The following is a 21,423-nucleotide window of genomic DNA, read 5'->3' on the forward strand; positions in this document are numbered from 1 at the left end:
ATGACCATGGAACCGATCCAGCTGGCTATCGTCGGCGGCGGCCCGACCTGCACCTACGTCCTGGAGCGGCTGGCCGCCCTGACCCGGGAGCAGGACGCCGCCGTCCCCCTCGACATCGTCATCTACGACCTCTCCGGCGAGTACGGCTCGGGCCAGGTCCACAGCCCCCGCCAGACCACCACCAGCTACCTCAACCGCATCGTCGGCCAGGTCGCGTTCGCCGCCGACGAGAGCGTGGTCGATGCCGGTCCGCTGCTCGCCGAGGGCGACCGGCCGACCCTGCTCGAGTGGTGCCGCACCAAGTTCGAGGAGACCGGTGATCCGGTCTTCGACATGGTCGCGGAGGACTGGCCCAAGCGCTATGTGCACGGCCTGGCGCTGCAGGACCAGTTCGAGCGTTACGTCGCCATGCTGCGCGCCGCCGAGGGCATCACCGTCACCCTCCGCCAGGCGGAGGTCTGCGACCTCGAGGAGCGCGGCGACCGCTTCGCGGTGCTCACCACCGACCAGGAGCCGCCGTTCGAGGCCGACTATGTGCTGATGCTCACCGGCCACTCGTCGAACAAGCCGGAGACCGACCCGCTGCAGGTCGCCTGGGCCCGGTTCGCCGAGAGGTCGCAGGCCCGGCTGATCCCCTCCGCCTACCCGCTGGAGCAGTCGCTCACCCCGGACCGCACCGGCCCCGGCTCCTCCGTCGGCTGCCTCGGCATGGGTCTGACCGGCATCGACGTGGTGCTCTACCTCACCGAGGGCCGCGGCGGCGTGTTCGAGCGTGACGCGGACGGCACCCTCGGGTACCGTCCGAGCGGTGCCGAGCCCGACTCGATCGTGGTCTTCAGCCGCAACGGCCTGTTCACCTTCGCGCGTCCGTACAACGAGAAGGAACGGGACATCGCGGCCCTGGAGTACAAGGGCGCCTTCCTGACCACCGCAGCAGTGGCCGAGCTGCGCCGTACGGTGGGCCGCCGCAACCTGATCAGCGGCGTCGAGCAGCTCCAGCTCGACTTCGAGAAGCATCTCTTCCCGCTGATCGTGCTGGAGATGGCGCTCATCTACTACAGCACGCTCTACGGACCGGAGTTCCGCGAGCTGGCGATCGCCGCGGCCCGGCCGGCGTACGAGAAGTTCCTCGCCGATGCCGAGGCCTTCCCCGACCACCGCGAGGCCTGCGAACTGCTGACCGGTCCGATCGACGCACTGTCGCTGGAGACCGCTGCCGCCGTCGACTGGGTGATCTCCGGCGCCGCTCCGCTCGACGGCTCGGCCGGCGCCGGGCTGCCGGTCCGCGCCGCGACCACCTCCTTCCTGACCGTGGTCCACGGCGCCGAGGAGGCCGGCCGGCTGCTCGAACTGGCCCACCGTCCGCACGAGTTCGCCAGCGCCGTGGCCACCGCGCGCTCGCCCTGGCGGCACGCCGCCTCGGCCGCCCGGCACCGCTTCTCCTGGGCCGAGACCATCAGCCCGATCCCGCGCGACTCCTACCGCACCCCGGAGGAGTACCGCGAGGTCTTCCTGGACTTCCTGGACACCGACATCCGCTGGGCTGCCCAGGGCAACCTCAGTAACCCGGCGAAGGCCGCCGCCGACGCCGCCTGGCGCGACCTGCGCGGTGTGGTGATCGAGGCGGTCGACTTCGGCGGGCTGCTCGCCTCCTCGCACCGGGACTTCCTCGACGTCTACACCGGCCACCACAACCGGCTCTGCCAGGGCGCCTCGTGCGAGGCGATGGAGAAGATCACCGCGCTGATCCAGGCCGGCCACGTGGACATCTCGGCCGGCCCCGAGGCCCGGATCGAGTGCGACGAGAACGCCGGCAAGTTCCGCATCAGCGGCCCGCTGACCGGCGCCACCCGACTGGTGGACTCGCTCGTCGACGCCCGCGTCCACCGCTTCGACGCCGAGCGCGACGTCATGCCGATCTACCCGAACCTGCTCGGTCGCGGGATCGTCCGCAAGTGGACCAACCCGGGCCTGGACGAGCCCGACTTCGTCCCCGGCGGCCTCGATCTCACGCCGGAGTTCCACCCGGTCCGGGCGGACGGCTCGGTCGAGCCCCGGATCACCTTCCTCGGCCCGCCGAGCGAGGGCGTGATGTACCACCAGATCGGCGCCCTGCGGCCGAACAAGGACCACCACGTGATCCGTGACATTCTCAAGTGGATCAACGCTTTCATGCCGCACGGCGACACCGCCGGCCGGCACCACCAGAACGAAGGGAAGCACGCATGAGCACCGACACCCACGGAGAGATCGGCATCGCCGAGCGGCTCGCGGAGATCACCGCGGCCCACGCCCGGCTCCGGGCCGCCGCCGCGGACCTCACCGAGGAGCAGGCCCGCGAGGCGATCGACCTGCCCGGCTGGACCAGGGGCCACATCCTGATCCACCTCGCCGACCTCTCCAAGGCGTTCGCCCGGCAGGCCCGCTACGCCGTCCGCGGCGAGACCATCGAGGTGTACGACGGCGGCCGGCCGACCCGTGACAAGTCGATCGAGGCCAACCACGGCCGCCCGGTCGAGTGGCTGCGGGCGCAGCTGGAGGAGGGCCTCACCGCCCTGGAGGAGGCCTGGGCCGCGCTCGGCCCGGACGGCTGGGACCTGCCCTGCGCGTACCGCGACTCGCCGCTGCTGGCGACCCAGCTCGCCTGGTGGCGGGAGACCGAGCTGCACGGTGTCGACCTGGGTGTCGGCCGTCGCTCGGAGGACTGGAGCCTCGCGCTCTCCGCCCACGTCGTCGACTTCCTCACCGCGCGCCTGCCGCAGAGCCCGGCCGTCGCCCTGGCCGCCGAGGACACCGGCCTGACGTGGGGTGACACCACCCGGGCCGATGTGGTCGTCCGCGGCGGACAGCGCGCGCTGGCCGCCTGGATCTCCGGCCGCCCGACCACGGCCACGCCCGTCACCGACGGCGGGAACCCGCTGCCCGAGCTCAACGCCTGGCCGTAGGCCACTCCGCCGGGGCCCCGGGCCCCGTCCGTTCCGCAGGAAGATGCAACGACATGACCACCGCAATACTCCAGGCCGGCCACCCGGCCGGGCCGGATGCCCACCGGCCCAGCCCGGCGGAGGAGCTCGTCCGAGCCTTCGCCGACCACGGCCACACCCACTTCACCGGCGTGCCCTGCTCGCTGCTGAAGGGTGTGTTCAAGGTGCTCGAAGGCCCCGCGACCGAGCTCACCGAGGGCCTTCGCTACCTCTCCGCCCCGCGCGAGGACTCCGCGATCGGCGTCGCCACCGGGCTCGCGGTCTCCGGCGCCAAGCCCGTGGTGCTGATGCAGAACTCCGGGCTCGGCTATTCGCTGAACGTCCTCACCTCGCTCAACCTGATCTACGACGTCCATGTCCCGCTGGTCGTCAGCTGGCGGGGCCACGACGGGAACGACGCCGTCGAGCACGACATCATCGGTCGCGAGCTGACCAACCTGCTGGACGTCTTCGACCTGCGCTGGACGCTCTTCGACCCGGCCGACCCGTACGCGTCGGTGGAGCGCTGCCTCGCCAAGGGCGAGGGCGGCCCGTCTGATGGGCGGCGGGGCACCCCCGTTCTGATCGTGAAGCAGGGAGTCTAGGGATGCTGGGGATCCAGGAAGCCATCGTCGAGACCGCGCGGAAGTTCCCTTCCTCGCTCTACGTCTCGACCTGCGGGTTCATCACCCGCGACCTCTACAACACCGCCGACCGGCCGGAGAACTTCTACCTCGTCGGCTCGATGGGCATGGCCGCCCCGGTCGGCCTCGGCGTCGCGCTGGCGCAGCCGGAGAAGCAGGTCGTCGTCCTCGACGGCGACGGCTCCTTCGCCATGAACCTCAGCGTGCTGCCGATGATCGCCGAGCACAGCCCGAACCTGGTCCACATGGTCCTGGACAACGGTGTGCACGAGAGCACCGGTGGCCAGCGCCCGGTCCGGATCGGCGATCCGGCCGGCCTCGCCCTGGCGGCGGGCTACGCGGCCGCGTACACCGTCGACTCCGCCGAGGACCTCCGGGACGTCGTGCCGGCGGACGGCCCGACCCTGGTGCATGTGCGCTGCGCGCCGCGCGGCGCACATGCCGGCAAGCGGGTCGAGTGGACCCCGCAGCAGATCGTGGCCCGTTTCAACGAGCGGGCGGCGGCATGAGCATCGACAACGAGGCGGTCGAGGAGCGGGTCCTGCGGATCGTGGCCGCTGCGCTGCGCGCTGCTCCGGGCGAGGACACACCGGGGCCCGACACCGACCTGTGGTCCGTCGGCCTGGACTCGCTCGGCAGTGTCTCGCTGATGGTCGGTCTGGAGGACGAGTTCGGGGTCGAGTTCCCCGACTCGATGCTCGACCGGAAGACCTTCTCCACCGTACGGAGCATCTCCGAGGCGATCCGCAGCCTCGTCGGATCCACCGTCGACCAGTAGGAGCTGCCATGCCCTTGGACCTCAACCGGCTTCCGCTGCGTTCGTCACGGACGGTCGACCTCAACCTGCTGAAGGTGCGGATCGCCACCAACCTGGAGGAGTTCCCGGCCTACTCCTACTTCTCCCGCGAGGCGCCCGACAGCGCGGAGCCCGACTACGAGATCTACTGCATCGACCTGGACCGGGACGGCTACGACGTCGAGGAGCTGGCCCGGCTCGCGGATCGCTCGCTGCGCGCCAAGCGGTTCCGGGCGGGCTACTACCTCAACCACGTCTTCGGCGATCCGGCCCACCTGATCACCGACGGCCGGAGGTCGTACGTCTTCGGCCGGCGCCTGGAGCGCACGGTCTGGCCGTACTTCGTGAAGCGGATCCTCACCGACTTCGCCGTCGATCACGGCTACCTGCACCTGAAGGCCGCCGCATTCGTTCTCGGCGACGGCGGGGCGACACTGCTGATCGGCCCCAACGCGGGCGGAAAGACGGTGTTCCTCACCCAGGCCTGCCTGGACGGCGCTCGCTTCCTGTCCAACACCCATCTGCTGGTGCGGGACGGGTTCGCCCACGGTGTCCCGTCGGCCGTGCGGGTCCGGCGGGACGCCTCGTTCGGGGCGCTGATCGACCGGCACGGGCTCACCGCCCACCTGGAGGCCGGGGACTTCGTGGCCCCGCCCGAGCTGCTGTTCACGAGCGGGCCGGTCGACTCCGCGCCGATCCGCAACATCGTCATCACCGACTACAACCCGTCCGGACGGCCCGGGTTCGAGGAGATCACGGCCGCCAGGTCCGAGCTCTTCCTCGACCAGTTCGCCTTCGCCGTGACCACCTACGGGCTGAAGGACGACCTGATGACGCACTGCGGTGGCGACGTCGAGCGGTTCACCGGTGTGCTGGGCACCATGAAGGACCAGCTTGCCGAACTCGTCGGCGGCGCACGGTGCTTCCGGTCCAATGTCGACATGCTCGATCCGGCCGCGCGGGCAGCGGTGCTCGCCGAGCTGGGCGGTGCCGACGCGGCTCCGGCCGCCGTCGCGTCCGGGTCGCGGGCCGCGGCCAGGTGACGCCGGTCGTTGTGGCGGTGGTGCTCGTCGCCGCCGTCACGCACGCCAGTTGGAACGCCGTGGCGCACAGCCTCAAGGACGAGCTGGCCGGGCTCTGCCTGGTCGGTGTCGGCCGGACCGCGTGCGGGCTGGGCCTCGCCTGCCTCGCACCGGTCCCGGCCGCCGCGGCCTGGCCCTACCTGCTGCTGTCGGTCGGGCTGCACGTCGGGTATCAGATCCTGCTGATGCGCTCCTTCCGGCTGGGCGACTTCGGGCAGGTCTACCCGATCGCCCGGGGTACGGCTCCGCTGGTGGTCACCCTGGTCGCCGCGGTGTTCGTCGGCGAGCGGCTGCACGGGTCGAGTGCGTTCGGCGTCGCGGTGGCCTCGGTCGGCCTGGTGGGTCTGGCGTTGTGGGGCCTGCGCTCCCGTCGAGGCCCCGGGGCGGGTGCCGGGCCGGGAGTGGCCCCCGCCGTGGCCGCCGCCGTTGCCACCGGCCTGGCCATCGCGGCGTACACGGTGGTCGACGGCCTCGGGGTCCGTTCCTCGGCGGCGGTGCTCGGCTACATCGCCTGGCTGATGGTCCTGGACGGCGCCGCCGTCCCGCTCTACGCCGTTCTCACGCACGGGCGCGGGCTCGCCGAGCGGCTGCGGCCGGTCACCGCCCGCGGCCTGCTCGGCGGCGTCATGTCGGTGCTGTCCTACGGTCTCGTGCTCTGGGCCCAGGCGCACGCCCCGCTCGCGCCCGTCGCCGTCCTGCGCGAGTCCAGCATCATCGTCGGTGCAGGCATCGGGGCGGTCTTCTTCAAGGAACGGTTCGGCGGAGCACGTATGGCTGCCGCCGGTGTGATGCTCGCCGGTATCGCACTGATTCTCTGGCAGTAGGAGAGAGACATGGCTGTGGAGATCGAGAAGAAGTACCTGCTGTCCGGCGACGGATGGCGGGCCGAGGTGGTGTCCGGCGAGAGCATCACCCAGGGGTACCTCTCGATGGACCGCGAGCGGGAGGTGAGGGTCCGTCTGGTCGGCGACGGCGCCGCCTTCCTCACCGTGAAGGGCCGCCGGGTCGGCCCGGCCCGCCTGGAGTTCGAGTACCCCATCCCTGCCGCGGACGCCCGCGAACTGCTCGCCCTCTGCCTCGGCGCTCCGCTGCACAAGCACCGCCACCACCTCGGCCGCACCCCGGGCCGCTGGATCGTCGACGAGTACACCGGCGCCAACGCCGGACTGCTCGTCGCCGAGGTCGAGTGGGACGAGGGACAGGCCGAGCCCCCCACTCCGTCCTGGATCGGCCCCGACGTCAGCGCCGATCCCCGCTACTCCAACGCCTCCCTCACCCGTACCCCGTACACCTCCTGGTGATCGGCCCACGGCAGCGCCGGGCCCACCGGGTGATCCGGGTTGGAACCTGATCGCGGCCGCCGTTCTCCCGAGGAGGGGATGTGAGAGTTTCGCTCGACCGTTTGCGTCCGTCGGACGGTGTGTCCGCATCCGGTCCGGTGCTGCACCCGTTTCGTCGGGCGGGCCGACCGCCGGCGCTGTTCGTGCTGGAACAGCGCCGTGGCGGTGTCCTGCTCCAGCGGGGCGTCATCGGGGCGGTCGAGCTGTCCGGGTTCGCAGAGCGAAGGGTGCTGCCGCACGAGGAGGTTCACGCCGTTGGTGTCCAGCGGCAGCGATCGCTGGCCGGTCGAAACGGCGGCTGGAACGAGCCCGTGCTGCTCGCGCAGCAGGGCGTGGGGAGCCTCGATGCGGCATTGGCAGCCGTGGCTTGCGGAGAGCCCGCCTGGTCGGTGCTCGCTGCGGACGGCGTGCGTCACTGCTACTGGCCGGTGCCGGATCCTGCCGCGCAGGAGTGGATCACCGGGCAGGTAGGGAGTCGGCCTGCGCTGATCGCCGACGGGCATCATCGCTATGCGGCCGCGCTGGCCCTCCAACTCGAGTACGAGGGGCTGCCGGGTCCGTGGGACCGGGTTCTCGGGCTGGTGGTCGACAGCGCGGTGCGGCCCCTGACGCTCCGTGCGATCCACCGGTGGCTGCCGATGCTCGACCCCCGGCGGGTCATCGACCGTGCCCGGCAGATCTTCGCTGTTCACGAGGTGGACGATCGGTTCCTGCCGAGCGCGGGCACGTTGGTGGTTCGCGGCGCCGAAGGCTGTTGGTCGCTGAGTGCTGTCCGACCGCAGGCAGTGGATGCGGCGTGGGACGGCTGCCCGACGGAATGGCGGACGATCGACAGTGCCCTGGTGGACCGGCTGATCCTGGGTTCGATGGGGGATCGTGAAGCCGCGGCGGTGAACTACGTGCACGGTGAGCCGGACGGCGCTCTACCGGAGGTGGGCCGCGGCACACTCATCGCGCTGGCTGCTCCTGCTGAGGGACTGGTCCACCGGCTGGCTCTGGCCGGAATCCGTATGCCGGCCAAGGCCACATCCTTCGGTCCCAAACCCCTGCCCGGGCAGTTGTCCTATCTCTTCGATGCCCACCTGCGGAAGCGGGTGTAAGGAGTCCGCCAGGAGCCGGAGCTGCAGCGGTCCGGTACGTCGCGCCGGGCGGAGCCGGTCCGCAGCTTTCGCGTCATCCCGTTCAGGATCCTCAGCAGCAGGTCAGGTGTTGAGTGGTCAGCCGGGCACAGCCAGAGGAATGTCACTACTACTCGGATCGCCGACGCGCGAGATGGACTGTGATATCGGCGGCGATCTCGACCGTCTCGGGCAGGACCTGCGCGATCGCGTCGTACGCCTGCTGCCGCCTCGAGTGCGGCAGTTGGAGATACGCCGACACGGTCGACAGGTGACCAATGTAGTGAGGAGCGCTCACGGTCAAGCGCCGCTTGACGACGGCCTGCTGAACGTCGGAGAACAACTGAGACCGCTGCAGCTCCGTGCCCGGCCACTGCATCTCCTCATCCGGAGCGGTCCCGTCGGGAGACGGAAACTCATCGCTCTCCAGGAACGGCGCCCGTGCCGCACGCACAGATTCCTCAACAGCCGGGTCGGCCAGCTGAACCGGGCCACCGAATGAGGCAAACACACCCTCTGGTTCCAGTAGCGCGGCCACACGTGACCACCGGCCCTCCGGGCGTGTCCAGTGCAGGGCCGCTGCCGCATAGACCAACCCGTACGTTTCACCCGGCCGCAGGTCCTCGAACGCGGCCCGGACGGTCCTCACGTTTGCGGGCACCATCCTGCGCAGCTCGGTGAGCATCGCTGCGTCGGGCTCCGTCGCCGTGACCGCGACCCCGTGCTCGGCGAACAGACGGGTTGCCTTACCTGTCCCTGCACCAATCTCCAGGGCAGTCCGAACCGGCCGGCCCGCATACGTCATCACCAGGTCGAAGAGCTCTTTGGGATACCCCGGCCGGAACCGTTCGTAGGCTTCCGCGATCGCGCCGAAGCTCAGTGCACGAGCAGACATGCCAAGCATCCTGGCACGACCGGGACAGACGGCGGTCGGGCCTTCTGTTGTCGTACCGAGCATGGTGAGCGAGCGCGGGTGATCTCCCGCTGGGGCGGGCATGGAAGTAGGGCCTCCAGCCCAGCCCGTGGGTGTCCATCGAGGTCCTGCCCCCGCACACCTGAGCCCATCTCGTCGTGTCCTCGTCCACGTCGGCAGGCCACTGCTCCGGCGCGTCGAGTGTTCGCGGAGTTCGCCGAGCGCCCGTAGAACCCCCGGGTGACACACGGTCAGTTCCGGTATCCGCTGGCGGAACTGGGCCCGGAACTCTGCGACTACGAGTAGACGTGTTCCGTTCAAGCGCCCGTTGCCCGAACATGAGGGGACATGACGTCGGCGCCCCCCATGCTGCCTCTCGGCAGTGCGCCTACGCGCGTAGCACCGCCCTCTGTTACCCCACGGCACGAGGAGTCTGACGCATGATCAGCAGGACCAGAGGTTTCCGCCCGGTGGCACTGGCCGCCGCAGCCCTGGTGGCACTCGCCTGGCCGGCCGTCGCGCCGCACCACGCGGCCGCCGCCGTCACCCCGGCCGTCAAAGCCGCCCCGGCCGCGACGGCCGCCGTCCAGCACCGCGTGCTGTTCGACAACAGCAAGGCCGAGACGGCCGGCAACGCCGACTGGATCATCAGCACCAGCATCCCCGACCCGCTCGGCCAGAACGCCAACCCCACCACCGAGACCAGCTGGACCGGCGCGATCTCCGCCTGGGGCGTGGCCCTGCAGAAGACCGGCTCCTACAGCCTCAAGACGCTCCCCTCCGGCTCCACCATCACCTACGGCACCGGCGGCGCGCTCGACCTCGCCAACTTCGACACCTTCGTCCTCCCCGAGCCGAACATCCGGCTCAGCGCGGCGGAGAAGACGGCTGTGATGACCTTCGTGCAGAACGGCGGCGGGCTCTTCCTGATCTCCGACCACACCCAGAGCGACCGCAACAACGACGGCTGGGACTCCCCCGCCATCATCAACGACCTGCTGACCAGCAACGGGGTCGACGACAGCGACCCCTTCGGCTTCTCGGTCGACCTGCTCAACATCACGACCGACAACCCGCGGGCCATCAGCGATGCGAGCGACCCCGTCCTGCACGGCTCCTTCGGCACCGTCACCGGGTCCATCCTGCGCAACGGCACCACCTTCACCCTGAAGCCCGCCGACAACCCCTCCGTCAAGGGCCTGGTGTACCGCACCGGATACAGCGGCAACACCGGCGCCTTCTTCGTCACCAGCACCTTCGGCAGCGGCCGGGTCGCCATCTGGGGCGACAGCTCCCCCGCCGACGACGGCACCGGACAGTCCGGCAACACCCTCTTCAACGGCTGGGACGACCCGGCCGGCACCAACGCCGCCCTCGCCCTCAACGCCACCGCCTGGCTCGCCTCGGGCAGTGGCAGCAGCACCGGCAGCGTCAGCCTCAACCCCGGCGCGCGGACCGGCACGGTCGGCACCGCCTCCTCCCTCCAGCTCTCGGCCACCGACACCGCCGGCGGCACCCTCAGCTACAGCGCGAGCGGCCTGCCCACCGGCCTGTCCGTCAACTCCTCGACCGGCCTGATCAGCGGCACCCCGACCGCCGCCGGCACGTACACCGTCACGGCCACGGCCACCGACTCCACCGGCCCGTCCGCCTCCGCCACCTTCACCTGGACCATCAGCGCCTCGGGTGGCGGCTGCACGCCCGCCCAGCTGCTCGGCAACCCCGGCTTCGAGACCGGCTCGGCCGCGCCCTGGACCGAGACCAACTCCGGCGGCAGCAGCACCATCAACAGCAGCACCGGCGAACCCGCCCGCACCGGAAGCTACGACGCCTGGCTGGACGGCTACGGCAGCACCACCACCGACACCCTCGCCCAGACGGTGACCCTGCCGGCCGGCTGCAGCACCTACACGCTCAGCTTCTGGCTGCACATCGACACCGCCGAGACCGGCACGACCTCGTACGACACCCTCAAGGCCCAGGTCCTCAACAGCTCCGGCACCGTGCTGTCCACCCTGGCCACCTACTCCAACACCAACGCAGCCGCCGGCTACGTCCAGCGCAGCTTCAACCTGTCCGCCTACGCCGGGCAGACCATCACCCTGAAGTTCACCGGCGCCGAGGACTACACCAAGCAGACCTCGTTCGTCCTGGACGACACCGCCGTCAACGTGAGCTGACCCGCACCACGGCTGCCCCCACCGAGGCGGGGGCAGCCGTGCGGCGCAGCCGAGACGATCACGCACCGGAAGGCCGTGGCCAGGTAATCGGGCGACAGATCGAGTACCGATGGTGCAGGGTTCACCACGTGCCTAACCTTGCGCCACAGCAGTTGCCGGCCGGCTATCGGAACCGCTCGGCGACGACCGTCGATGCCCAGGAGATCCACCGTCTGGTCGCCGCGTGCGAGCGTGAGCTGCACGGCCGCGTCGACACCGATCCCGGGGCGATCGTCGCCGACCTCGCAATGCCCGGCCTGGACCTGGCGGTCGACACCCTGCTTGTGCACGACTCGGCCGGGGAACTGGTCGCCAGAGCCTGGGTGAAGGGCGGTCGGCGGGCAGAGATCGACGTCCACCCCGGGCACCGCGGGCGAGGCCTGGGCCGCTGGCTGCTCGACTGGGCAGAACTGCGGGCCTGCCAGTCGGGCAGCGAACGGCTCGCGCAGACGGTATCGGACGAGGACCGCGCGGCCATCGACCTGTTGCGGTCTCACGGGTACGGCCCGTTCGTCACCCAGTGGTTGCTGGCGATCGCGATGCCCACCGAACCGACAGTGCCCGAGCCGCCGGCCGGCATCACGGTGCGGCCGTTCCGGCCCGGGGATGAACGAGCGGCTTACCGGCTCACCGAGGACGCCTTCGACGAGTGGCAGAAGCGCCGGAAGTCCTATGACGAGTGGGCCCGGCACACCGTCGAGCGCGCCACCTTTGCACCAGCGGCGTCGCCGGCGGCATTCGCCGGCGACCACATGGTCGGCGCTGTGCTGTCGGTGAGAACCCCGGGCACCGATGAGGGGTACATCGAGCGGGTCGCAGTCCGGCACGACCACCGCAACCGGGGGATCGCCGGCACCCTGCTGCAGTACGCGTACCGCAGCTTCCACCAACAGGGGCAACGAACCTGCACCCTGTGGACGCACTCGGAGACCGGCGCGCTGCCGTTCTACGAGCGGCTGGGCATGACGGTCCGACGCAGCTCCACGGTCTACGGCAAGCCGCTCACCGGCAGGTAGCCCGCCGAGGCGGGGGCCCGAAGAGCAGGAGCATCCCGCAGCAGTCGTCAGGCCGTTGCCGCGCCGCGTACCACCAGGTCGGCGAGCAGCTCCCGGGTGGCCTCGGCCACGGCGTCCACCGCCTGCTCGAAGGCGTCGCGGTTGTGCGCGGCAGGCACCCGGAATCCCGAGACCTTGCGGACGTACTGCAACGCCGCCGCGTGGATGTCCTCGTCGGTGACGTCGGGCGTCACGGGAGGTCTGAGGGTCTTGATACTCCGGCACATGCCTCCAGTGTCCCCCGACCCTCACCGGGCCGGCGACGAGTACAGGGCCTCCGGCGACGAGCCGACGGAGGTGGACGACCCGGATCCGCCGGACGGGTGCGCCTGCGACCCGGATGCGGGCGAGGACGGCGCCGACGACCCGGGGTGGGCGGGCGAGGTGGTGTGCCGTGAGGCCGACGGCGAGGCCGAACCGGACGCGCCACCTCCGCCGACGGACGCGGCGAAGGACTCGCCGCTCGACGGATCGACCACCACGATCGTGTTCACCGGCGCCGGCGCCGGGGTGACCACCACCACCTCGTGCTCCTTGAAGGCCGGCCAGGGCGTACCGGTGTAGGTCGGAGCGGTCTTCGTGACGGCCGGCGGCAGCAGCGGGTTGCCGCAGGCGCAGCGCACCCTGGGCAGCCCGCGTGAGTCGACGAGCACCGCCGTCCCGGCCTGCAGCACCGCCTGGTACGCCGTCGCCGCACCGTTGCTGAACCCGTGGTTGGTGACCCGGGTGTCGGCCCGCAGCACCACCGAGGTGAGCGACCTGAGGTACGAGGAGATGGCGTTCGGCTCGATGCCCTCGACCCCGGCCCAGGCGCGGCCCTTGTCGGGGTTGGCGTTCAGGAAGGCGGCGAGCTTCGGCACGTCGCAGGTGGTGGCGTTCTTGCTGCCGCCGTACAGGCCCACCTCCGAGCCCTGCACGGTGACGGTTCCCGCTGCCCCGGTCGAGCCGGAGACCGTCGCGTGGGCGGACGGGGTGGCCGAGGCCGCTGCGACCGAACCGGTGAACGGGTCGGGCCCGGCCGCGCCGACCGGTTGAAGGGCCACCTGCGGCGCCGCCTCGACCTTGGAGCTGCTTCCCTGGCTCACCAGGACGGCCGCGAGCACGCCCGCGACCACCGCCGCTCCCACCACCGGTGCGATCACCCGCGGGTTGCGCCACCACGGCCGTCGCGGGCCTTCGCCCGACGCGGTGACCAGTGTCCGCGGCCCGCCGGGCGGCTGCGAGGGCGGTCCTCCGGACACCCCGGAAGGGCTGGAGGGGCTGGACTGGCCGGACGCACGCGTCGCGTCGGGCCCTCCGGCGGCCCCGCCGCCGGAGGGAGCCCCCGACGAGGGGCCGGAGAGCGGCCCGGAGGGAGGGCCCGCGGGAGGCCCCGATGCCCCGGACGGCGGAACGCCCGACCCGGAGCTCGGCCCGGAACCCGACCCGGACGGTGACCCCGAGGACGGTCCGGACGGCGGTTGCGACGGCGGCCCTGACGGCGGCTCGGACGGGGGTTCCGACGGCGGTTGGGAATTCACGGCCTGCCTCCCACAGCTGGTCTCCCCCGCTGCCTCATTGTCTGGCCCGTACGCCCGCCCGCAACCGCTGAGGGGCCGCCACCTGGCCCACCGACAGCTCGCCGGAGCCCGGCCCGTGCCCGAGGCTGGAGGTGCCCGGCTCGGAACGGGGCCGGTGACGGCGCCTCACACCCGCCAGGAGTCAGCGTGCATCAGAGTGACCACCCCCGGACCAACGCAGGCCCCGGCCCCGGACGTGCCCGGACCAGCCAGGGCCCCGGCCCCGGACGTGCCTGGGCCGACGCCCTGGCGTCCGCCGCCGCCCCGCTGCTGGCCATGACCGCGGTGGCCGCCCTCGGCCTGTGGTTCGCGCGCGCCACCACGCTGCCCGCCGGGGCGTTCCCGGCCGTCCTCGCCGCCCTCGTCCTGATGGCCGTCGGGGTCCCGGTCGATCTGACCGGCAGCGCGGCCTTCGTGGCCGAGGCGCAGGGCGGGATCACGGCCCTGCCGCTGTCCGTCACGCTGGTCGGCGCGCTGGTCACGGGTGCGGTGTTCCTGCACCCGCTGCGGCTGCACGCCGTGGTCAGGCCCGGCGAGTGGGCGGCGCGGGCGGCCCGGACGGCGCTGCTGTGGACCGGTCTCCTGCTACTGCTCCGCCTGTCCGCCCAGCACAGCTTCACCGTCCCGACCGGCGATCCGCTGCTGGACGAGCTCGGCGGCCTCTTCGGCGCGGCCCCGACCGTGGGTTTCCGTGCCCCGGTGCTGCCCACCATCGGCTTCGGCCTGCTCTGGATCGTCGTCGTCCTGGCGCTGGCCCTCGCGGCATCGCGCAGGGCACCCCTGCCGCCCCGCCTGCTGCGGTACCAGGCAGCCGTCCGGCCCGCCGCGCACGCCGTGCTGACACTGCTGCTGGTCTACGTCGTCATCGCCCTGGTGGCAGGCCTGGTCTCCGCCACCGTGGACGGGCACCCGCGCGACACACTCGCCGTCATCCTGCTCGCGCTGCCCAACCTGGCCTGGATCGCCCTCGGGGTCGGTCTCGGCGGAGTGTGGCACGGGCACGCGGGCGGCAGCATCGGCCTGCCGATGCCGCACCCACTCGCCTCGGTCCTGCAGACCTCCCAGGCCCGGGACGTCACGCTCGACCTGAGCTCGCTGGCCCAGCAGGACGGCCGCTCCTGGCTGCTGGCGGTCCTGGCCGCCGTACTCCTCCTGCTCGCCGGCCTCGGAGCGGCGCTCCACTCCCCCGCCGACCTGCGCCTGTGGAAGTACGCGGCCCACCTGGCCGTGGCCATGGCCGTCGCCATGCTGCTGATCGGACTGCTCACCCGGATCTCGGCCTCGCTGGGGCTCTCCCTGCTTGGCCTCGACAGCACCGGCGGCGTCTTCCTCCGCGCCGACCTGCTGATCTCCGTACCCCTGGCCGCCCTCTGGGGCGCCCTCGCGGGCCTGCTCGGCGCCCTGATGGCCCGCCCGATCCGGCCTCGCTCGATCCGCCCTGGTCGTTGAGCTCCCGCTCAGGTCGGTCCGCCGACGCCGAAGACCGGCCAGGCCCAGGTCGGGGGCGCCGGGACCGGCTCGGGGAGCACCGGGATCACCTCGGTCGGGGTGGGCACCGGCGCTTCGACGGCGGGCGACTCGCCCGCTGCGCGCAGCGCCGCCACGAAGGCGAGGCAGCTGTCGTACCGCTCCTCGGGAGACTTGGCGAGGGCCTTGGCCAGCACCGCGTCCAGCGCGGGCGGCAGGTCGGGACGCGAGGCGGTGAGCGGCGGCGCCGGGTCGTTCAGGTGCGCCCAGAGCAGGGCAAGGTCGTCGTCGCGGCGGAACGGCGGCGCGCCGGTCAGCTCCTCGTAGACCACGCAGGCGAGGCTGTAGACGTCGCACCGCCCGTCCACGGGCTTGCCGGAGATCTGCTCGGGCGCGACGTAGTCGAGCGTGCCGACGAACTGGCCGACCGTGGTGAGGCCGGTCAGCGAGAGGGACTTCTTGGTGAGACCGAAGTCGGTCAGGTAGACGTGCTCGGGGTGCTCGGTGTCGGTGCCCTCGGCGACCAGGATGTTGCCGGGCTTCACGTCCCGGTGGACCAGGTCATGCGCGTGGGCGGCGTCCAGGGCGGAGGCCACCTGGCCGGTGATCCTGGCGGCCTGCCGGACGGAGAGCGGCCCCTGGCGGTCCAGCAGCGCCCGCAGGTCGCGGCCGCGCACGTAGCGCATCGCGATGAAGAGCACGCCCTCCGCCTCCCCCGCCTCGTAGACGGGGACGATGTGCGGGTGGTCGATGGCCGCCGCGATCTTCGACTCGCGGGCGAAGCGCTGCCGGAAGACGTCGTTGCGCGCCAGCTCGGGGGCGAGCAGCTTGACGGCGACGACGCGGCCGAGCCGCAGGTCCTCCGCCTCGTACACCACGGCCATCCCGCCCCGGCCGATCACCCGGTCCAGCCGGTACCCGGCCAGCTGCGTGCCGGACAGGTCGGACGGCGCCGCCGCACCACTCATGTGTCACCCCGCTCGACGGTGGCGTACGTCTGCAGCTGCGTCCCGTCGCAGTAGTACCAGCGGCCCTGCTCCAGGTCGAGCAGCCAGGCCGCCGGCCCGTCCACCACGGCGCCCAGCCGCATCCCGCTGCTGCGCCGGCGGAAGGTCTCCAGGTCGAGCCGCCCGTCGGCGAGTTCGTCGACCAGCTCCCGGTACGAGGCCAGCGCCCGCTCCAGCGCGGCGAGCAGCGGGCGGGGGTCGTCGGTGGTGGCGAGCGGCTGAGCGGTGCCGGGCGGGCGGTGCGGCAGGGAGACCAGCAGCCGGCCGTCCACCCAGGCGGACCAGCCGTTGGAGCAGACGATCCGCGCCCAGTTGCCGCTGGTCCCGGCGAGTTGGACGGGCAGCAGCGGGTCGATCCGCGCGGACGGCCGGGACGGGTCCGGGCTCGCCCAGGTCTGCAGGCCGTCCTCGGGGGCGACATGGGTGGGCCGGAACTCGTACGGGCGGTCCATGGCGGCTACCGGCGCATGATGGCCGGCTCGTGCCGGCGCAGCAGCCGGGCGACCACGAAGCCGAGGATCGCGGAGAGCACCACCAGCATGCCCATGTCGAGCAGCCAGATGGACTGCTTGTGGGCGAACAGCGGGTCGTCGGTGAGCTTGCCGGGGACGATCGCGTGCAGGTCGAGGGTGGCCGCCATGGCGCCGAGTGCCCAGCGGGAGGGGATCAGCCAGGAGAACTGGTTGAGCACCGGCACCCCGTTGAGCTGGAGCAGCGCGCCGCAGAAGACCACCTGCACGATGGCCAGCAGCACCAGCAGCGGCATGGTGACCTCCTCCTTCTTCACCAGGGCGGAGATGAGGAGGCCGAGCATCATGGCGGTGAAGGACAGCAGCGCGACGGCCAGGGTGATCTCCGCCAGGGGCGGCAGGAACACCCCGCTGCCGCCCTGTGGTCGGAGCTTGACGCCGGCCAGGCCGACCATGGTGAGCACCACCGCCTGGACCACGGTGATGGTGCCCAGCACCACGACCTTCGAGCAGAGGTACGCGGATCTGGAGAGGCCGACGGCACGTTCCCGCTGGTAGATGACGCGTTCCTTGACCAGCTCCCGGACGGCGTTGGCCGCGCCGATGAGGACGCCGCCGACGCACAGGATGAGCAGCGCGTTGAGGGCGGAGTTCTGGTCGAGCTTGCTGCCGGCCAGGGCGTGTGCCATCGCGCCCATCACGAAGGGCAGCGCGATCATGACGGCCAGGAAGGTCCGGTCCGCGGCGAGCGCGGTGGTGTAGCGGCGCACCAGGGTGCCGAGCTGCGACCACCAGCCCTGCGGGGGCGGCGGTTTGACGGGCGGTGGGGCGGTCTCGGCGCTCCGCCGCGGCTTGTTCATGGCGTTGGCGATGTACTGCCGGTGCGCGTCGGAGTCGCGGTACTGGCCGGCCCAGTCGCGGGCAGTGTCGTTCTCGAAGGCCTCGAAGGCTTCGGGCCACTGGGTGAAGCCGACGAAGTCGAGGGTCTCGCCGGGCGGTCCGTAGAAGGCGATCTTCCCGCCGGGGGCGAGCAGCAGCAGCCGGTCGCAGAGGTCGAGGCTGAGCACGCTGTGGGTGACGACGATGACGGTGCGGCCGTCGTCGGCGAGATCGCGCAGCATGTGCATCACCGAGCGGTCCATCCCGGGGTCGAGGCCGGAGGTGGGCTCGTCGAGGAAGAGCAGCGAGGGCTTGGTGAGCAGTTCCAGGGCGACGCTGACGCGTTTGCGCTGGCCGCCGGAGAGGCTGGAGATGACCTGGTCGGCGCGCTGTTCCAGGCCGAGTTCGCCGATCACCTCCTCGACCCGGGCGGCGCGCTCGGCGGGGGCGGTGTCGCCGGGGAAGCGCAGTTCGGCGGCGTAGCGCAGGGCGCGGCGGACGGTGAGCTGGGTGTGCAGGATGTCGTCCTGCGGGACGAGGCCGATCCTTCGGCGCAGCTCGGCGTAGTCGCGGTAGAGGTCGCGGCCGTCGTAGCGGACGGTCCCCTCGTCGGCGGGGCGCAGGCCGGTGAGGGCGTTGAGCAGGGTGGACTTGCCGGAGCCGCTGGGGCCGGCCACGGCGAGCAGGCACTTCTGGCCGACCGGGAAGGTGACCCGGTCGAGCAGCTCACGGCCGCCGGCCACCCGGACCACCAGGCCCTCGACGTCGAGGTCGATGTCGCCGGTGTCGACGAACTCCTGCAGCTCGTCGCCGACCAGGCAGAACATCGAGTGCCCGATGCCCACCAGGTCGTCGGGGCCGACCAGGGCCTGCAGCACCGGCTGTCCGTTGAGGTAGGTGCCGTTGTGGCTGCCGGTGTCGACGATCTCGTACCGGCCGTCGGGCCGCGCGCGCAGTTCGGCGTGGTGGCGGGAGACCGAGAGGTCGGGGACGACCAGGTCGTTGTCGGTGGCGCGGCCGATCCGGACGACCCGGGCGGGCAGCGGGCGGACGCTGGTCGGCGGGCGGTACGAGCCGGTGATCGAGGTGAGCGCGGACGGCGCGCGAGCGGTGGTGGTCGGCTCGGGCAGGGCGGTGAGGGTGGCCTGCGGGCCGTCCTCGGGGCTGCCGAAGCGGACGGTGGTGCCGGGTCCGAGGTCGAGGTGCTCGACGCGGTGCCCCTGCGTCCAGGTGCCGTTGGTGCTGCCGATGTCGTCCAGCATCCAGTGTCCGTCGCCGACGTGCAGCACCGCGTGGTGCCAGGAGACCCGGGGGTCGGCGAGGACGATGTCACCCGTCGGGTCGCGGCCGACGTTGTAGGAGCGGCTCGGGCTCATCACCTGCGAGTCGCCGTCGGTCTCCAGTACGAGCTGCGGCGCGGTGGGCGCGATCGGTCGCTCTCCCATACGAACGATGCTAGACCCGCTCCCACGGGCCCGCCCGGGCAACCGGGGCGGGCCCCCTGACGTGGCGGTCTACAGCTCCAGGCGCCAGTCGTTGGACCGCATGAAGCTCCCGGGAGGGAACTCGAAGTCGCACTCGCCCATGAGCGAGAACCCGAGCCGGCGACAGATCGCGTTCGAAGCGGCGTTGCTGACGGACGGGAAGGCGTGCAGGTGGCGGCGCCTGCCGTCCGCGCGGGCGGCCGCGACGGCCGCGGCGGCGGCCGCGGTCGCGATGCCTCGGCCCTGGTACGCGGGCAGGACCTTCCAGCCGGTCTCGTAGACGGTCTCGCCCCGCCAGACGCGCTCCGAGTAGCCGATGCTGCCGACCGCCTCGCGCTCCGGGACCAGGACGATGCTGAACCTGCGCCCGGTCCCGGTGCCGGCCCACTCCACGTAGCGCCGGTGGCGCACGAGCAGCTTCTCCTCGGTCTCCGGGCCGCCCAGGTGTGCCGTCATCTCGGGCGCGTTCGTCCGGCGCAGCAGCGGGAGGTCGGCCTCCGTCCAGGGCTCGATCCGTACCCGCGACGCGTCGCTCTGCTCGGTCATCTCTCCGGCTCCTGTCCTCGGCACCGGACCCTGCCACGTCGGAGCGGCCGCGCCAAACGATTTCAGTGCCCGGCGGTCGGGCGGCGTCGGTACGCCTCCGTGAGGGCCGTCCGGTCCGCCTCGGGGAGTCGGCGGACCGCCTCGCGCAGGGTGACTCCGGAGATGCGGGTGAGGCGGGGTTCGACCCAGGCGCGGACGAAAGCCGGGTCGCTCCTGGAGATCTCGCGCAGGACCCAGCCGGTGGCCTTGCGGATGAAGAACTCGCGGTCCTCGAGCAGGGCGTCGGCGTACCGGTCGAGGCGCTCCAGGTCGGGGCTGCCGGTGCGGATGCCGGGCAGCAGCGCCAGCAGCGCCGCGCGGCGGATCCAGAAGTCCTGGTCGGCCGCCCACCCGTCGAGGACCGGGCCGCAGGCGGCAGGGTCGGCGAGGACGATGCGGCCGGCGGCATGGACGGCGAGCGGGTCGACCAGCGCCCAGGTACGGCTCTCGCGCACCAGGCGGCCGACCAGCGCGAGGTCGGCGGGGGTGAGCTTGTCGGCGCCCTGGCAGAGCAGCTCGACGGCGGCCAGGCGGTGGTCGTGGACGCCGTCCGGCCAGAGCAGGGCGGCCAGCGCGAGGGTGTCCTGCCTGCTGAGCGGCGCCAGGCTGCGCCGGGCCGCGGTGACGGCCGTGCGCAGGGCCGGGACCGGCACGCCCAGGTGCCCCAGCTCGCTGCGCAGGTAGGTGCGGTCCCACTCGGCCCGCTCGGCGCTGCCGAGCGCGGCCAGTTCCTCGGTGAGCCGTGCGGCCGCCGCGGTGAGCCGGTCGGGCGGCGTCCTCATCCGGCCGGCCCCGCTTCGAGGACCTGCTTGAGGGTGGCCAGCTCGATGTCGACCAGAGCGGTCTGCTCGTCGAAGAAGGCGTCACTGAAGGACGGGGGCTGGAAGAACGTGATCATGAATTCGCTGCCCTCCGCGTTGGGGACGACCCGCGCGGGCACGCTCCAGGCCGCCATCTCCTCCACGTAGTCGTGGTCGAGCAGGCCGGTCTCGGCGTCTCCCCGGATGCGCAGCCGCGCCGGGCCGTGCGGGGTGGCCATCAGCCACCACTCGGGGTCGTCGGTGGGCTCGACGGCCTTGACGTTGACGACGGCCCAGACGGGCCAGTTGGCGGGGTCGGCGAGGAAGGCGTACACCTCGGCGGCGGGGCGGGCGATCGTGACGGTCTTGGTGACGGACCGGGCGGTGACGGGGGTGGTGCTCATGGCCGGGTCTTTCGGTTCTGCGGGGGCGGCGCGGCAGGGCCGTCCCCGGCCGGGTGGTGGTCCTCGGCGAGCAGCTGCCGGATCCGGGCCTCCAGCTGGGCGCGGGTGCCGGGCTCCAGGGCGCCGAAGAAGTAGGCGTCGTTGCGGTCGGCGATCTCGGCGAGTCGGGGTACGAGCTCTCGGCCGGTCTCGGTGAGCGTGAGCCGGAGGCTGCGGCGCGAGGCCGGGTCCGGCTCACGGGTGATCAGCCCCTTGGCGGCCAGCCGGTCGACCAGCCGGGAGACCGCGCCCGGGTCGATGTCGATGAAGCGGGCCACCTCCCTGGTGGTGACCGCGTCGCCGCGGTGCACGGTGACGAGGACGGCCCACTGGGAGACCGTCACGTCGTGGCGCGCGAGTTCCTTCTCGAACCGCCCGTGCACCTCGTCGGAGAGGCGGCGGAGCCAGTAGCCGAGGTGGTCGCGCAGTCCGCTGGTGGTTCCTGTCACCGTTCCAGCATCAATGCCTGGACAACTGTTGTCAAGACAACATGATGTGCCCGGGAACACGCCCTCGTACAGGTGACAAGGGGAGTCGAGGAGTACGGTGGCGGGTATGTCTTGACGCATGATCAGTCACGGCCTGCGGCCGAATACCGG

The 21,423-nt window shown here is 72.0% G+C and carries 22 protein-coding genes; 12 read left to right on the plus strand and 10 right to left on the minus strand.

All coding sequences use genetic code 11. The features are described 5' to 3' along the window. The 9 genes from FB465_RS01340 to FB465_RS01380 all read left to right on the plus strand — a co-directional run bounded on the left by FB465_RS01340 (position 1) and on the right by FB465_RS01380 (position 7,925). The gene (locus FB465_RS01340; RefSeq protein WP_246192436.1) at positions 1–2,229 is read left to right on the plus strand and encodes an FAD/NAD(P)-binding protein; all 2,229 of its coding nucleotides are present in this window, start codon (positions 1–3) and stop codon (positions 2,227–2,229) included. Beyond that, positions 2,226–2,945, plus strand: coding sequence for a maleylpyruvate isomerase family mycothiol-dependent enzyme (locus FB465_RS01345; RefSeq protein ID WP_145786814.1), 720 nt, complete (start codon positions 2,226–2,228; stop codon positions 2,943–2,945). The genes FB465_RS01340 and FB465_RS01345 overlap by 4 nt, the downstream gene beginning before the upstream one ends. A 53-nt stretch (positions 2,946–2,998) precedes the next feature. Beyond that, positions 2,999–3,568, plus strand: coding sequence for a thiamine pyrophosphate-binding protein (locus FB465_RS01350; protein WP_145786816.1), 570 nt, complete (start codon positions 2,999–3,001; stop codon positions 3,566–3,568). A gap of 2 nt (positions 3,569–3,570) precedes the next feature. Continuing rightward, positions 3,571–4,116, plus strand: a complete 546-nt coding sequence (locus FB465_RS01355; protein WP_145786818.1) for a thiamine pyrophosphate-dependent enzyme — start codon at positions 3,571–3,573, stop codon at positions 4,114–4,116. Continuing rightward, complete coding sequence (locus tag FB465_RS01360) at positions 4,113–4,385, plus strand: phosphopantetheine-binding protein (protein WP_145786836.1); 273 nt, start codon at positions 4,113–4,115, stop codon at positions 4,383–4,385. The genes FB465_RS01355 and FB465_RS01360 overlap by 4 nt, the downstream gene beginning before the upstream one ends. Before the next feature lie 8 nt (positions 4,386–4,393). Beyond that, a complete protein-coding gene (locus FB465_RS01365; RefSeq protein WP_145786838.1) occupies positions 4,394–5,446 on the plus strand; it encodes a FomB family phosphonate monophosphate kinase in 1,053 nt (350 codons plus the stop codon). After that, positions 5,443–6,309 (plus strand): DMT family transporter, encoded by an 867-nt coding sequence (locus FB465_RS01370; RefSeq protein WP_145786840.1) that lies wholly within the window; start codon positions 5,443–5,445, stop codon positions 6,307–6,309. Before FB465_RS01365 ends, FB465_RS01370 begins: the two co-directional genes overlap by 4 nt. Positions 6,310–6,318: 9 nt before the next feature. Continuing rightward, complete coding sequence (locus FB465_RS01375; protein ID WP_145786842.1) at positions 6,319–6,786, plus strand: CYTH domain-containing protein; 468 nt, start codon at positions 6,319–6,321, stop codon at positions 6,784–6,786. Between the two features lie 80 nt (positions 6,787–6,866). Beyond that, positions 6,867–7,925, plus strand: a complete 1,059-nt coding sequence (locus FB465_RS01380) for a DUF1015 family protein (RefSeq protein WP_145786844.1) — start codon at positions 6,867–6,869, stop codon at positions 7,923–7,925. Between the two features lie 148 nt (positions 7,926–8,073). Here FB465_RS01380 and FB465_RS01390 read toward each other — a convergent pair whose 3' ends face one another. Continuing rightward, positions 8,074–8,838, minus strand: a complete 765-nt coding sequence (locus FB465_RS01390; protein WP_145786847.1) for a class I SAM-dependent methyltransferase — start codon at positions 8,836–8,838, stop codon at positions 8,074–8,076. 458 nt (positions 8,839–9,296) lie between these two features. Between FB465_RS01390 and FB465_RS01395 the strand changes: the two genes are divergently transcribed. Together FB465_RS01395 and FB465_RS01400 are read left to right on the plus strand one after the other, a co-directional pair. Next, positions 9,297–11,036 (plus strand): putative Ig domain-containing protein, encoded by a 1,740-nt coding sequence (locus FB465_RS01395; RefSeq protein ID WP_145786849.1) that lies wholly within the window; start codon positions 9,297–9,299, stop codon positions 11,034–11,036. A 128-nt stretch (positions 11,037–11,164) separates the two neighbouring features. Next, positions 11,165–12,091 carry a GNAT family N-acetyltransferase gene (locus tag FB465_RS01400; RefSeq protein WP_246192438.1) on the plus strand — a complete coding sequence of 309 codons (927 nt, stop codon included), beginning with the start codon at positions 11,165–11,167 and terminating at the stop codon, positions 12,089–12,091. 47 nt (positions 12,092–12,138) lie between these two features. Here the strand turns inward: FB465_RS01400 and FB465_RS01405 are convergent, their stop codons facing one another. Together FB465_RS01405 and FB465_RS01410 are read right to left on the minus strand one after the other, a co-directional pair. After that, positions 12,139–12,357, minus strand: coding sequence for a DUF2277 domain-containing protein (locus FB465_RS01405; protein ID WP_145786851.1), 219 nt, complete (start codon positions 12,355–12,357; stop codon positions 12,139–12,141). Between the two features lie 21 nt (positions 12,358–12,378). Further along, positions 12,379–13,371 (minus strand): DUF6777 domain-containing protein, encoded by a 993-nt coding sequence (locus FB465_RS01410; protein WP_145786853.1) that lies wholly within the window; start codon positions 13,369–13,371, stop codon positions 12,379–12,381. 465 nt (positions 13,372–13,836) lie between these two features. Here FB465_RS01410 and FB465_RS01415 point away from each other — a divergent pair, with 465 nt between their 5' ends. After that, complete coding sequence (locus FB465_RS01415; RefSeq protein WP_246192439.1) at positions 13,837–15,138, plus strand: streptophobe family protein; 1,302 nt, start codon at positions 13,837–13,839, stop codon at positions 15,136–15,138. Between the two features lie 8 nt (positions 15,139–15,146). On the opposite strand, the gene FB465_RS01420 is transcribed toward FB465_RS01415, so the two are convergent. The 7 genes from FB465_RS01420 to FB465_RS01450 form a co-directional block, all read right to left on the minus strand. Further along, positions 15,147–16,124: a serine/threonine-protein kinase gene (locus FB465_RS01420; protein WP_145786855.1), complete on the minus strand. Its 978-nt coding sequence runs from the start codon at positions 16,122–16,124 to the stop codon at positions 15,147–15,149. Next, positions 16,121–16,615: an SH3 domain-containing protein gene (locus FB465_RS01425; protein WP_145786857.1), complete on the minus strand. Its 495-nt coding sequence runs from the start codon at positions 16,613–16,615 to the stop codon at positions 16,121–16,123. Before FB465_RS01425 ends, FB465_RS01420 begins: the two co-directional genes overlap by 4 nt. 5 nt (positions 16,616–16,620) lie before the next feature. Further along, a complete protein-coding gene (locus FB465_RS01430) occupies positions 16,621–18,957 on the minus strand; it encodes an FHA domain-containing protein (protein ID WP_145786859.1) in 2,337 nt (778 codons plus the stop codon). 69 nt (positions 18,958–19,026) lie between these two features. Beyond that, on the minus strand, positions 19,027–19,542 hold the full coding sequence (locus FB465_RS01435) for a GNAT family N-acetyltransferase (protein WP_145786861.1): 516 nt from the start codon (positions 19,540–19,542) through the stop codon (positions 19,027–19,029). 62 nt (positions 19,543–19,604) lie between these two features. Further along, positions 19,605–20,363 carry a DNA alkylation repair protein gene (locus tag FB465_RS01440; protein ID WP_145786863.1) on the minus strand — a complete coding sequence of 253 codons (759 nt, stop codon included), beginning with the start codon at positions 20,361–20,363 and terminating at the stop codon, positions 19,605–19,607. After that, positions 20,360–20,785 (minus strand): SRPBCC family protein, encoded by a 426-nt coding sequence (locus FB465_RS01445; protein ID WP_145786865.1) that lies wholly within the window; start codon positions 20,783–20,785, stop codon positions 20,360–20,362. Before FB465_RS01445 ends, FB465_RS01440 begins: the two co-directional genes overlap by 4 nt. Continuing rightward, positions 20,782–21,273, minus strand: a complete 492-nt coding sequence (locus FB465_RS01450; protein ID WP_170290457.1) for a MarR family winged helix-turn-helix transcriptional regulator — start codon at positions 21,271–21,273, stop codon at positions 20,782–20,784. Before FB465_RS01450 ends, FB465_RS01445 begins: the two co-directional genes overlap by 4 nt. Positions 21,274–21,423 lie beyond the last annotated feature (150 nt).

It is taken from the genome of Kitasatospora atroaurantiaca (assembly GCF_007828955.1).
Classification (GTDB): Bacteria; Actinomycetota; Actinomycetes; order Streptomycetales; family Streptomycetaceae; genus Kitasatospora; species Kitasatospora atroaurantiaca.

Bases quoted from the DNA above. Each gene is read 5' to 3' on its own strand.
- FB465_RS01405 (WP_145786851.1), bottom strand. From the start codon at position 12,357: ATGTGCCGGAGTATCAAGACCCTCAGACCTCCCGTGACGCCCGACGTC.
- FB465_RS01350 (WP_145786816.1), top strand. From the start codon at position 2,999: ATGACCACCGCAATACTCCAGGCCGGCCACCCGGCCGGGCCGGATGCC.
- FB465_RS01440 (WP_145786863.1), bottom strand. From the start codon at position 20,363: ATGAGGACGCCGCCCGACCGGCTCACCGCGGCGGCCGCACGGCTCACC.
- FB465_RS01360 (WP_145786836.1), top strand. From the start codon at position 4,113: ATGAGCATCGACAACGAGGCGGTCGAGGAGCGGGTCCTGCGGATCGTG.
- FB465_RS01340 (WP_246192436.1), top strand. From the start codon at position 1: ATGACCATGGAACCGATCCAGCTGGCTATCGTCGGCGGCGGCCCGACC.
- FB465_RS01435 (WP_145786861.1), bottom strand. From the start codon at position 19,542: ATGACCGAGCAGAGCGACGCGTCGCGGGTACGGATCGAGCCCTGGACG.
- FB465_RS01430 (WP_145786859.1), bottom strand. From the start codon at position 18,957: ATGGGAGAGCGACCGATCGCGCCCACCGCGCCGCAGCTCGTACTGGAG.
- FB465_RS01365 (WP_145786838.1), top strand. From the start codon at position 4,394: ATGCCCTTGGACCTCAACCGGCTTCCGCTGCGTTCGTCACGGACGGTC.
- FB465_RS01395 (WP_145786849.1), top strand. From the start codon at position 9,297: ATGATCAGCAGGACCAGAGGTTTCCGCCCGGTGGCACTGGCCGCCGCA.
- FB465_RS01420 (WP_145786855.1), bottom strand. From the start codon at position 16,124: ATGAGTGGTGCGGCGGCGCCGTCCGACCTGTCCGGCACGCAGCTGGCC.
- FB465_RS01445 (WP_145786865.1), bottom strand. From the start codon at position 20,785: ATGAGCACCACCCCCGTCACCGCCCGGTCCGTCACCAAGACCGTCACG.
- FB465_RS01345 (WP_145786814.1), top strand. From the start codon at position 2,226: ATGAGCACCGACACCCACGGAGAGATCGGCATCGCCGAGCGGCTCGCG.
- FB465_RS01355 (WP_145786818.1), top strand. From the start codon at position 3,571: ATGCTGGGGATCCAGGAAGCCATCGTCGAGACCGCGCGGAAGTTCCCT.
- FB465_RS01375 (WP_145786842.1), top strand. From the start codon at position 6,319: ATGGCTGTGGAGATCGAGAAGAAGTACCTGCTGTCCGGCGACGGATGG.
- FB465_RS01390 (WP_145786847.1), bottom strand. From the start codon at position 8,838: ATGTCTGCTCGTGCACTGAGCTTCGGCGCGATCGCGGAAGCCTACGAA.
- FB465_RS01425 (WP_145786857.1), bottom strand. From the start codon at position 16,615: ATGGACCGCCCGTACGAGTTCCGGCCCACCCATGTCGCCCCCGAGGAC.